General features: G+C 70.6%; 9 protein-coding genes and 2 pseudogenes. 7 read left to right on the forward strand and 4 right to left on the reverse strand.

Going from position 1 to position 11,655, the window contains the following annotated elements:
• Positions 1-80 precede the first annotated feature (80 nt).
• On the reverse strand, positions 81-1,586 hold the full coding sequence (locus tag ABZ840_RS07680) for a DHA2 family efflux MFS transporter permease subunit (RefSeq protein ID WP_361554860.1): 1,506 nt from the start codon (positions 1,584-1,586) through the stop codon (positions 81-83).
• A 193-nt stretch (positions 1,587-1,779) separates the two neighbouring features.
• Here ABZ840_RS07680 and ABZ840_RS07685 point away from each other — a divergent pair, with 193 nt between their 5' ends.
• The 5 genes from ABZ840_RS07685 (at position 1,780) to ABZ840_RS07705 (ending at position 9,025) form a co-directional block, all read left to right on the forward strand.
• Positions 1,780-3,594 carry an IucA/IucC family siderophore biosynthesis protein gene (locus tag ABZ840_RS07685; RefSeq protein ID WP_361554863.1) on the forward strand — a complete coding sequence of 605 codons (1,815 nt, stop codon included), beginning with the start codon at positions 1,780-1,782 and terminating at the stop codon, positions 3,592-3,594.
• Between the two features lie 109 nt (positions 3,595-3,703).
• Positions 3,704-5,215 (forward strand): aminotransferase class V-fold PLP-dependent enzyme, encoded by a 1,512-nt coding sequence (locus tag ABZ840_RS07690; protein ID WP_361554866.1) that lies wholly within the window; start codon positions 3,704-3,706, stop codon positions 5,213-5,215.
• The gene (locus ABZ840_RS07695; protein ID WP_361554869.1) at positions 5,212-7,077 is read left to right on the forward strand and encodes an IucA/IucC family protein; all 1,866 of its coding nucleotides are present in this window, start codon (positions 5,212-5,214) and stop codon (positions 7,075-7,077) included. The genes ABZ840_RS07690 and ABZ840_RS07695 overlap by 4 nt, the downstream gene beginning before the upstream one ends.
• The gene (locus ABZ840_RS07700; RefSeq protein WP_361554872.1) at positions 7,074-7,670 is read left to right on the forward strand and encodes a GNAT family N-acetyltransferase; all 597 of its coding nucleotides are present in this window, start codon (positions 7,074-7,076) and stop codon (positions 7,668-7,670) included. Before ABZ840_RS07695 ends, ABZ840_RS07700 begins: the two co-directional genes overlap by 4 nt.
• On the forward strand, positions 7,667-9,025 hold the full coding sequence (locus tag ABZ840_RS07705; protein WP_361554875.1) for a SidA/IucD/PvdA family monooxygenase: 1,359 nt from the start codon (positions 7,667-7,669) through the stop codon (positions 9,023-9,025). Before ABZ840_RS07700 ends, ABZ840_RS07705 begins: the two co-directional genes overlap by 4 nt.
• 521 nt (positions 9,026-9,546) lie before the next feature.
• On the opposite strand, the gene ABZ840_RS07710 is transcribed toward ABZ840_RS07705, so the two are convergent.
• The 3 genes and pseudogenes from ABZ840_RS07710 to ABZ840_RS07720 form a co-directional block, all read right to left on the reverse strand.
• A complete protein-coding gene (locus tag ABZ840_RS07710; protein ID WP_361554878.1) occupies positions 9,547-9,705 on the reverse strand; it encodes a hypothetical protein in 159 nt (52 codons plus the stop codon).
• Between the two features lie 121 nt (positions 9,706-9,826).
• Positions 9,827-9,928, reverse strand: a pseudogene (locus ABZ840_RS07715) (cysteine hydrolase); the annotation flags it as partial.
• Between the two features lie 144 nt (positions 9,929-10,072).
• Positions 10,073-10,297, reverse strand: coding sequence for a hypothetical protein (locus ABZ840_RS07720; RefSeq protein WP_361554881.1), 225 nt, complete (start codon positions 10,295-10,297; stop codon positions 10,073-10,075).
• A gap of 37 nt (positions 10,298-10,334) precedes the next feature.
• Between ABZ840_RS07720 and ABZ840_RS07725 the strand changes: the two are divergent.
• Positions 10,335-10,514 (forward strand): annotated as a pseudogene (locus ABZ840_RS07725) (methylmalonate-semialdehyde dehydrogenase (CoA acylating)); the annotation flags it as partial.
• A gap of 44 nt (positions 10,515-10,558) precedes the next feature.
• Positions 10,559-11,560, forward strand: a complete 1,002-nt coding sequence (locus ABZ840_RS07730; protein WP_361554884.1) for a Gfo/Idh/MocA family oxidoreductase — start codon at positions 10,559-10,561, stop codon at positions 11,558-11,560.
• Positions 11,561-11,655 lie beyond the last annotated feature (95 nt).

An 11,655-nucleotide genomic window follows, 5' to 3' on the forward strand; every position in this document is an offset into this window, starting at 1 on the left:
CCCTGCCAGGTGTTTGGTCCCGGGTTTAAGTGCCGTGCCAGGTCGGCGTGTTCTCGCCGGTCAGGCGGCGGAGGCCTGGCTCAGGACGACTGGGCGGCGCCGGAGAGCGGACGGCTCGCGGCGTCGCCTGACGCCTGTGTGTGCTCGGACCTGAGCGTGCCGCGGGCGACGAGTACGGCGATCAGGCAGACGGCGGCGGACGCCAGGCACACCGTCACGAAGGCGCCGGAGAAGGCGGAGTGGGCGATCGGCCGCAGTACAGGGGCGACGACGTCGAACCGCCCGGTCGCGACCGCGGAACGGTCACCGGAGGCCGGCCCGAGGCCGGATTCGATGCGGGCGGAGAACAGGGCGCCGAACACCGCGACACCCGTGGCGGTACCGAGCGGGGAGCAGGCGTTGGTCAGTCCGGAGGCCATCCCGGCGCGGTCGGCGGGCACCGTACTGACCGCCAGCCCCATCAGAGGAGGGAAGATGACGGCCCCTCCGACGCCGAGCAGTACCAGACCGGCGATCGTCGCGACCTGGCCGCCGCCCGCTCCGGCCGCGGCCAGACCGAGCAGGCCCAGCCCCTGCAGCGCGAAGCCGCCCGCGACCAGTGCGGCAGCCGACAGCACCTTCTGCAGCCGGGCGACGAACAGGCCCGCCAGCAGCAGGCTGCCCGTCAACGGCAGCAGTCGGAGGCCGACTTCCATCGGCCCGTACGCATACGTGCTCTGCAGCCACAGTGTGACGAACGCGAGGACGCCCAGACTCGACGTCCGGGCGAGGAACCCCAGCACCGCGGCCCCCGAGAAGGCACGGATCCGCAACAGCCGTACATCTATCAGGCCGTCACCTCGCCGCTGACTGATCACCAGCGCGATCGCGAGTACGACCCCGAGGGCCGCCGAGACGAGCACCTCGGGTGCCGTCCACCCGGCTTCTGGACCGCTGACCAGCGGATAGTGCAGTGCCAGGAGCGTGCCGACGCCGAGCAGCGCACCGAGCGGATCGATGCGGCGCCGTTCGTCCGCTGCCGCCGACTCGGGCATCCGGGTCAGCGCGCCGGCCACGACCAGCACCCCGATCGGCACATTGACGAGGAATATCCAGCGCCAGCCGAGGAGTTGGACGAGCACTCCGCCGAGCACCGGCCCCAGCGCACCGGCGGCGGAGGAGACGGCCGCGAACGCCGCTATCGCGGCCCGGCGCCGGGCGCCCTCGTACGCCGCGGCGATCAGCGCGAGGGCCGGCGCGAAGACCATGGCGCCGCCGAGCCCTTGGAGCGCGCGGGCGGCAATGAGGGTAACGGCGTCCGGCGCAAGACCACATCCGGCCGACGCGAGAGTGAACAGAGCCATCCCCGCCGTAAACACGGTCCGGCGGCCGATGCGGTCGGACAGCGCCCCCGCGGTCAGAATCAGCGCCCCGAACGCCAACGAATAGGCGGAGACCGTCCATTGGACCCGCTCCAGCCCGGCGCCCAGGTCCCGGGCGATGGCGGACAGGGCGACGTTCACGACGGTGACGTCCAGGGTCATCACCACGCCCCCGGCACTGACCAGGGCGAGTGTCCATCGGGGAGTGCGGTGACGGGAAGACACCGTGAATCACCTCGAGCTGGGTTCCATATGCAGTTTGGTGAGGCTAACCTAACTTTGGCTCGAACGGAACGTCGCGCGCCGCATGATGTCCGAATGAAGGCTTGCGACTTAGGTAAGGCTAACCTAATCTTCCCCCCGGCTCGGGTCTGCCCACCGAGCCTGCCTTGATCCGGACAGACATCGGAGATGCCTGATGCCCGTTCCCCCCAACCACCCCGTGCCCGAGCTTGCGGACGTCGAGCCGGCCGCCTGGCGCGAAGCGAACCGCGTGCTGTTGGCCAAAGCCATTGGCGAGTGGTGTTTCGAGGACATGCTGAAGGCGGTGCACGCCGGTGACGGCCGCTACCGTGTCGACCTCGACAGCGGTACGACGTACGAGTTCAGAGCCACCCCCGGCGCCTTCGGCTGGCTCCGCGTCGACCCGGAGTCGATCACCCGCACCGCCACCAGCATGCTCGGCAACTCGGTCGCCGAACCCGCCTGGGACGCCCAGCGATTCCTTCTCGAATCCGCCTCGACCCTGGGCACCGACGCGTCGACGATCTCGACGTACTTCACAGAACTGTCCGCCACCCTGGCCGTGGACGCCGCCCGCATCACTCACGGCGGCGAGACCGTCGCCGAGATGCGCGAGCTGGGCCACTCCGAGCTGGAGTGCCGGATGACCGGCCACAACCTGCTCGTCGCGAACAAGGGCCGGATCGGCTTCTCCGCCACCGACGTCCGTCAGTACGCCCCCGAGTCGGCACAGTCGCTGAAACTGCGGTGGCTGGCCGTCCATCGCGGACTCGCCGAATTCCGCGGCACCTCCGAGCTGTCCGAGCGCGAGATCATCGCCCGCGAGCTGGACGAGGGGACCCGGACCCGCTTCACCAAGGTCCTCACGGACGCAGACGTCGACCCCGACGCGTACGTCTGGATGCTGGTGCACCCCTGGCAGTGGGACCACGCCGTGCAGATGCTGCACGCCGCCGACGTCGCGCAGAAGCGCATCATCCCGCTGGGCGACAGCCCGGACGCGTACCTGCCCGGGCAGTCCATCCGTACGATGGCCAACGTCGGCACCCCCGAGCGGTACGACGTCAAACTGCCGCTGAAGATCCTCAACACCCTGGTCTGGCGCGGTATACCCCCGCACTGCACGATGGGCGCCCCGGTCGTCACGCAGTGGCTGCGCGGTCTGGTCGCGCGAGACCCCTTCCTGACCGAGGAGTGCCGGACCGTATTCCTCGGCGAGGTCGCATCGGTGACGGTGCGTCACCCCTACCTCTCGCAGCTGGCGGACACCCCGTACCAGCACCTGGAGACGCTGGGCTGCATCTGGCGCGACTCGGTCTCGGCCCGCAAGGACCCGGACGAGCGGGCGCGCACCTTCGCCTCACTGCTGCACGTCGACAGCAAGGGCGATGCCTTCGTCGCCGAACTGGTCCGCTCCTCGGGCCTGGCCCCGCAGGAGTGGCTGCGCAAGATGTTCGACACCCTGCTGGTGCCGATCATGCACGTGCTCTACCGCTACGGCGTGACCTTCAACCCGCACGGCCAGAACACCCTCATCGGCTACGACGAGAACGACGTGCCGACGCGCCTGTACCTGAAGGACTTCGTCGACGACGTCTGCGTGTCCTTCACCGATGTGCCCGAGCGCGGCCCGGAGCCCGACGGCCACGACCACGTGCTGCCCCGTAAGCACCCCTCGGTCATCCGCCAGCACGTCGTGGACCAGGTCTTCGTGGGCCACTTCCGCTACCTCGCGCCGCTGTGCGCCGACCAGTTGGGCGTACCGGAGAAGACGTTCTGGCGCCTGGTGCGGCAGACGATCCTGGACTTCCAGAAGAGGTTCCCCGAACTCGCCGAGCGGTTCGCCGAGTACGACCTGCTCACCCCCGAGATTCCCCGCTACGGACTGAACCGCGACCGGCTCGTGGTCACCCGTTACGGCGACCGCGCACTGCGCCACGCCCTGTATCCGAACGGCACTCACCCCAACCCGCTCGCAGAAGAAGGCTGAAAATCGCCGATCTGTCAGGTCTCTTCTGACGGAACGACCATTACAGGCTGAGCAGCCGCTACGCACACACCGCGGAGATGCAGTGATACCCCTGACCGAGGCTCCCCCCGTGCCGGCGCCCTTCCCCCCGTCCGTCCTCGCCCATTCCCGCGAGGGCCTCATCGAGGTCTCCGCCGCCCTGGCCGAGGCCGTCGACACCGCCCTGGCCACCCGCCGCCCCGCCGGACCGATCCCCGCCGGCACCCCCGCCGATGTCCTGGCCGCCGCGGCCGACGACCTCGGCCCCGCAGAACTCCCCGCCCAGGGCCTGGGCACCAAGGCCGCCCTGCAGAAACTGACGTCCGTCCTCGTCGAGCACGGCATCGACCTGTCCCACCCCAAGGCCGCCGCCCATCTGCAGCCGCCGGTGCTGTCGGTCGCGGTCGCCGCGGACGCCCTCGCCAGCGCCGGCAACGCCTCGCTGGACACGTACGACTCGGGCCCGTCGGCCATCGCCGTCGAGCGCTGGCTGATCCGCGTACTGACCGGCCTGGCCGGCTTCGGTGAGCGTGCCGACGGCGTCCTCACCCCGGGTGGCTCGCTGTCCAACCTCCTCGGCGTGCTGCTCGCCCGCGACGCCGCCGCCCTGCGCCGCGGCGTCAACGCCCGCGAGGACGGGGTGGCGGCGCTGTCCGGACCGGTGGTCTTCTGCTCCGAACTGGCGCACTTCTCGGTGCACCGTGCCTGCGCCGCACTGGGGCTCGGCGAGTCCGCCGTCCACCCGCTGCCCACCGACGAGCACCACCGCATCCGCCCCGAGGCCCTCAGAAAGGCGCTGGAGGAGCTGGGCCCCGACCGGACCCCGCTCGCGGTGATCGCCACCGCCGGTACCACCGACTTCGGCTCCATCGACCCGCTCCCGCAGATCGCCGAGATCGCTGCCGATCACGGCATCTGGATGCACGTGGACGCCGCCTACGGCTTCGGCACCCTCTTCTCCGACCGGCTCGGCAGCAAGCTCGCCGGTCTGGAGCTGGCCGACTCGGTCACCCTCGATCTGCACAAGATCGGCTGGCTGCCGGCCGCCACCAGTGTGCTCCTGGTCTCCGACACCACCGCGTTCACCGCGCTGGACCGCAAGGTCGCCTACCTCAACCCGGCCGACGACTCCGAAGCCGGCTACGACGGTCTGCTCGGCCGCAGCCTGCAGACCACCCGCCGCCCGGACGCCGTCAAGGCCGTCGCCACGATGATGGCGCACGGCCGCGCCGGACTGGGCCGCATGATCGACACCTGCCATGACCTCGCCCGCCACGCCGAGCAGCGGATCCGCCGCGAGGCGGAACTCGAACTGGTCTCCCCGGCCGAGCTGACGACCGTGGTCTTCCGCTACCGCACCGCCGACCCGGCCCTCGCCGACTCCCTCAACGGCGCCCTGCGCCGCCGCCTCCTGGAGTCCGGCAGCGCCCTCATCGGCCGCACCGAGGTACGCCTGGACGGGCCGGACGCGCCCGAGAGCGTGTGCCTGAAGTTCACGCTGCTCAACCCCACCGCCACGGCCGAGGACATCGACGGTCTCATCGGCACCGTCCTCGAAGCCGGCCGCGACTGCACAGGTCCCACCGAGGAGGAGGCCGCATGAGCATCACCAACTCCACGGCCCCGAGCGCGTCACTCGCCGTGTCCCACGACGCCACGACCCCGATCACACCGTCCGCCACGTCGCCCAACGCAACGGCGTACGACACGGCCACCGACCCACTGCACACCCTGGGCTCCCGCGGCGCCGCCGAACACGCCCACCTCGAAGCGCTGTTGCGCTGTTGGCTGCGCGAGACGCACACCGAGTTCACCGCGGGGCCCCTGCGCATCGACCTGCCCACCGCGGGCCTGGCCCTGGTCACCGAGGTCACCCACTGTTCGCCGACCGGCTGGCACCGCTTCGGCCCGGTCCGCCTGGAAGGCCGTGGGGGCTTCCTGGGCGCCACTGCCGACCCGGTCACCGCCGTCGCACTGCTGTCCACCGAGGCAGCGGTCAGCGGTGGCGCCCGCACCGGCGGCGTACCCGCCGGCGAGGTCGCCGACCTCGTCGAGCGCACCGCGGAGTCCGTACGCCGGGTCGCCACCTTCATCGCGGACCGCCGTACGAACCCGGAGCCGCCCGCCGCGGTCGACGGCTTCCTGGACGCCGAACAGGCCCTGTTGCTCGGGCACTTGCACCACCCCGCGCCCAAGAGTCGGGACGGCATCTCCGACAACGACTCCGCCGCTTTCTCCCCGGAACTGCGGGGCTCGTTCAAACTGCACTGGTTCGCCGCCGACCCGTCGATCGTCTCGCACGACGCCGTTGCGGGTGCCCCCTCGCTGGCGGGCCGTGACACCGTCGCACTGCTGGCCGACCTCGCCGGTGAGCGGCTGTCCGACGGCCGGGTACTGGTGCCCGCCCACCCCTGGCAGGCGCGGGACGTCCTGCACCGCCCCCGCGTCGCTGAGCTGATCGCGTCCGGCGCACTGGAGCCGCTGGGCGAGCGCGGCCCCGAGTGGTGGGCGACCTCCAGCGTCCGTACGCTCTACCGCCCGGACGCCGACGTCATGCTGAAGCTGTCGCTCGGCCTGCGCCTGACCAACTCCCGCCGCGAGTCCACCCGTACGGAACTGCGCCGCGGCCTGGAGATCAACCGGCTGCTCGACGGGGGCTACGCGGACCCGACGTTCCGGGCCCACCCCGGTTTCAGGATCACACGCGACCCGGCGTGGCTGGCCGTCGACGAGCCCGGCCGCCCCGGCGGCCCCCGGCTGACCGGCCTCGATGTCGCCGTACGCGAAGTCCCGGACGGCATCGACGGTCTGCGCTGCCTGGTCGGTCTGGTCGCACCGCGGCCCGGCGTCGGCCGGAGCCTGCTCGGCGAACTGGTGGCCGCCCAGGGTGCCGACGGCGCCGAGCGCTGGATGGCCGACTACACCGACAACGTGCTGGTGCCCATGCTGCACCTGTACGCCGCGACCGGTATCGGCCTGGAGGCCCACCAGCAGAACACCCTGGTCCGGCTGGACGCACAGGGCCGGGTCACCGGCGCCACCTTCCGCGACAACCAGGGCTACTATCTGGCCACTTCACACCTGCCCGGACTGCTCAAGCTGAGCGGCGCCGACGACTCCACGCTCGCCGTCGTCGACGACGCCATCGTCGACGACCGGCTCTGCTACTACCTGCTGCGCAACCAGGCCCTGTCGGTCATCGGCTGCCTCGCCGTCGACGGCCTGGCCACCGAACAGGACCTGCTCGCCGTCCTCGCCGACCGGCTGCGCGCCGCCCTGCCCGGACTCGCCCAGGCGGGCCCGGACGGCGACCGGCTCGCCCGCCGCTGGCTGGACGCCGCCACCCTCCCGTGCAAGGGCAACCTCCTCACCCGGCTGCACGGCATCGACGAGGTCGTCGCGCCGCTCGACGCCCAGTCCGTCTACCTCGACGCGCCCAACCCCCTTATGGAGGCCCGCCGATGACATCGCCACAGCAAGACGTGGCTCACCAGGACGCCACCATCCCCGGCCCGCCGCTCCCCAGGCTCGACGCCCCTTTCTCCGCACGGGTGGCACGGGCCGACGGCGCGGATGTCGACCTGGTGCACGGCTGGAATCAGCAACCGCACGTGGCGGCTTTCTGGCACCAGGCATGGCCCCGCGAACGCTGGGTCGAGGAAATCGCCGGGCATCTCGCGGGGGACGCCATCCTGCCCTGCCTGATCAGCCTCGACGACCAGCCCATCGCGTACGTGGAGGTGTACCGGGTCCTGCACGACCGGCTCGCCGAGCACTACCCGCACGCGCCGCACGACCTGGGCGTGCACATCGCCATCGGGGATGTGAGCCGCACCGGACAGGGCCTGGGCCGCCAGATCCTGCGGGCCGTCGCCGAGGGACTGCTCGCGGCCGATCCCCGGTGCCGCCGCGTCATCGCCGAGCCCGATGCCGGCAACGCGCCTTCGATCAAGGCGTTCCACGCCGCAGGATTCCGCCCCGCCGGAGAGGTCGTCCTCCCCGACAAAACCGCCGCGTTCGTCGTCCATCCGCGCGGCGAGGAGGACATGCCCCGATGACCGCACAGACCCTCCCCACCGCTGTCGGCGCCCCGGGCGCCGAAGACATCAGCAGCGAACACGATGTGCTGGCCATCGGCTGCGGCCCCTTCAACCTGGGCCTCGCGGCGCTCGCCTCCACCGTCGACGGCCTCGATCTGGTCGTCCTGGAGGAGCAGCCCGAACTGACCTGGCACCGCGGCATGATGTTCGGCGACGCCTCGATGCAGGTGAACTTCCTCGCCGACCTGGTCACCCTGGTCGCGCCCCAGCACCCCCTGTCGTTCCTGTCCTACCTGCACGACATGGACCGCCTCTACACCTTCACCGTGCGCGAGAACTTCTTCCCCTCGCGCCGGGAGTACGAGGACTACCTGCGCTGGGCCGCGGCCAAGCTCCCGTCCGTTAAGTTCTCGCACCGCGTCGAGGCCGTGCACTGGGACGAGACCACCGGACGCTTCACCGTCGAAGCCGTACGCGGTGACGGCGCCCGGCTGCGGATGCGCGCCGGCAACCTCGTCCTCGGCATCGGTACCGCGCCGTTCGTCCCCGAGGCGCTCGCCGGCCTGCCGCAGGACAAGCTTCTGCACACCTCCGAGTACCTGTACCGGCAATCGGACGTTGCGGCCGCGCAGAAGGTCACCGTCGTCGGCTCCGGCCAGTCGGGCGCCGAGGTCGCCGTCGACCTGCTGAGCCGCAATCTTGAGGGCGGTCCGGCGGTGAGCTGGCTGACGCGGACCACCTCGTTCGCTCCGCTGGACTACACCAAAATGAACCTGGAGCTGACCACTCCGGCGTACATGCAGTACTTCCACTCGCTGCCGCAGGCCGTCCGGGACAGGCTCATCAAGGAGCAGTGGCAGTTCTACAAGGGCATCTCCACCGACACCCTCGAAGAGATCCACGAACTCCTCTACCGCCGCCAGCTGGAGCACGGACTGGCCGAGGCCGAACTGCGCTTCGGCATCACGGTCGAGAACGCGGCCGTGGACGAGTCCGGCCGTACGGTGCTGACCTGCCGGCACCGCGACACGGACCAGCTCTTCGAGCACACCACGGACCTCGTCGTGGCGGCCACCGGCTACCGCAACCGCCCGCCGCGGTTCCTCGACCCGGTCGAAAACCTGCTGCACCGCGACCCGCAGGGCCGCCCCGTCGTCCGTGCCGACCACTCCATCGAACTCGCCGACGGGGTGAGTGGCCGGGTCTTCGTCGCCAACGCCGAGATCCACACTCACGGCGTCTCCGCGCCCAACCTCGACATCGGCGCCATCCGCAACGCCGCCATCCTCAACGCCATCACCGGCCGCGACGTCTACCGCCTGCCGAAGCGCAGCGCGTTCACCGCCTTCGAGGCGCCGCGGCAGGCTTCGTAACTCCGTGATGGGGCGGTCTTGGCCACGCTGGACTGTGGCCAAGACCGCCCTGCGGTGACCGTCACGTCGTCAGGAGATTCCGGTCCGGGTCCGAATCCCCTTCGGCCCGGCATCGCCTGTCGGCCGTGTGGCGTAGGGCGTTGCGCGCACCGAGAGACAGGCTTCAGGCCGCACGATCGGGCTGCCGACGAGCTGCCCGCGAGCTGCAGACCTGCGCTGACGGCAGAACGGATCGAGGAGTGGCTGAGGAGCGGATCGGCTCCGCGGGGAGTCCACGGGTGTACCACGTGGCGCCGTACACCCTGACGGCGGGGGAGGGGTGCGGATCGCGCGGGGGCAGTTCATGCGAATCAGCGACGGCCGCGCGCGGTAGGGCCCCGCCTGATATGCGGTGCCCATCCGGCCACCTGGACTCCCAGGTACCCGACCGACGACGCCGGCGCTGACGGCATCTGCCTCGCCGAACAAGACCTGGTCGACTGAGCCTGTTTTCGCTTTGACGGCCACCATCAGTGTGGTGGTCAAGCCACGACGACGGCCTCGTGGTCGGCGGGAGTGTGGTAGCCGAGGCCGCTGTGCAGCCACTGCAAGCTGTACCAGCTCTCGATCCACTGGAATGTCGAGATGCGGGCCGCGGACCGGCTGGGCCAGGGGCGGGCGTCGGTCGGCTCGTTCTTCAAGGTGGCGCAGAAAAGGGCTGATCACCGGGGGAGGGGCCGGGCCGTTTCCGGCTTCATCGGTGGCGTGGGAGGTGACGCCGCGGTGGACCCGCGCGTGAGGGGCCAGACGGTCTATTGCGGTGCGATGGCCTTGAGCCTTGAGCCAGTCCTCGACGGCGACAACATCTGCCCACTGCGGGCACAGCCTTTCGGTGAGGATCCGGTGCACCTCGGGTTCGGTGTCGAATACGCGGGGGATTCGAGGTCGAATGCCGAGATCAACACCATCGGCGAGGGGACCGGCTCGCTCGACCCGCTGCTGGTGACCAAGACGGCCGAGTGCGCACACCGGCACTGCCGTACGCCGTGAAGGGGGCCGCCGCCCGCCCTACGTACCGGTGCACGTGACTCCCATTCCGCTCTGCAGCGCGCCCAGCTGGATCGAGGCGAGCAGCCGCAGGCGCTCCCGTTCCAGCTCGTCCAGGTGCTCGCCGCGGAACTCGAGGGCGGTGTGGAGGTAGGCGATGGCGTCCAGCGGGGCGCGGTCGGAGAGGATGACCTCGGCGCTCTGCGCGGCGGCCGCGATCTCGTCGGTGATGCCCTGTGTGGACACCGCGGTGTGTTGGTGCGCCTTCGCGTCAATGCCCGGCCCCGCCCCGCGTCCCGTGTCCTCCTACTCCCTCGGCGGCCGGAAGGGCTCACCGTTCGGCGACAGCCACGCTCACGGCATGGAGGGAGTCAGATTCTTCACCCGCGGCAAGGTCATCACCTCCTGTTGGCTCGATCCGAGCCGAGGTGGCCTCAACCTCGGTTTAGCGCAGAACTCTTGACGTACCGTAGGCTCTCGCCCCTGAACGTCCCACGGGAGAACACCATGACGGGTCCCGACCAGGCACCGGCCACGGCCCCGGCCCCGGCCGTAGGCCGGCGGCCGACCGGCTCGCCGCTGCGGTTCGCCGTCCTCGGCACCGGCTACTGGGCCCGGTGGTGTCACGGCACGGTGCTGGCCGAACGCCCTGATGTGGACTTCATCGGTTTCTGGGGGCGCGACGGCGCCAAGGCCGAGCACGCCGCGGCCGACGTGGGCCGCGGCCGGGGCTTCGCCGACCTGGACGCGCTGCTCGACGCAGTGGACGCGGTCGCGATCGCCCTGCCACCTGACGTCCAGGCGCCCCTGGCAGTCCGGGCGGCGAGGGCCGGGAAACACCTCCTGCTCGACAAGCCCCTCGCGCTGGACGTGCCCGCCGCCGACGACGTCGTCAGGGCTGTCGCGGAGTCGGGAGTCATCAGCCTCAGCTTCATGACCTTCCTGTTCCAGAAGGAGGTGGCGGCTTGGCTGGACCGTATGCGGACCCTTGCTGCCGCACACGGCCCCTGGGAAGGCGTATCCGTGAGCTGTGCCGGCAGCATCGACACGCCGGGGAGCCCGTACGCCGCGTCGGCCTGGCGCCGGGAGCGAGGAGGGCTGTGGGACTGGGGCCCGCATGCCCTCTCCCTGATCCTGTCGCTCTTGCCCCCTGTGGAACGAGTCGCTGCAGTACGAGGAATGCGCGATACGGTACATATGGGCAATGAACATATCGGTGGACCCGTCAGCTCATTGACCCTGACTGTCACCGCACCCGAGAAGGCCCAGGAATCGGTCATCACCGTCTGGGGCCCGGCGGGCCGCGAGTCCCTGAGACTGCCGACCGGCACGTTGCGGGAGGCCTGCCACCGTGCGGTGGACCAGTTTCAGGAAGCAGTGGCCGGCCACGACGGACGAGCTCATCCGCTCGACGCGGCCTACGCCCGCAACATCGTCGCCGTTCTCGACGCGGCAGAGCGTCAGCTCGCTCTACCGGCTGAGAAACGGGCAACGACACCCGCCCAGTAGCCCCTCATCAGCACTCCACAAGAAGGTCTCGTGAACCGGTCGCTCACGTGCCCCCTGCCACCGGCATGCGCTCAACGACACGTGCAGCTTGCGCG

It is taken from the genome of Streptomyces sp. NPDC047117 (genome assembly GCF_040643545.1).
Classification (GTDB): domain Bacteria; phylum Actinomycetota; class Actinomycetes; order Streptomycetales; family Streptomycetaceae; genus Streptomyces.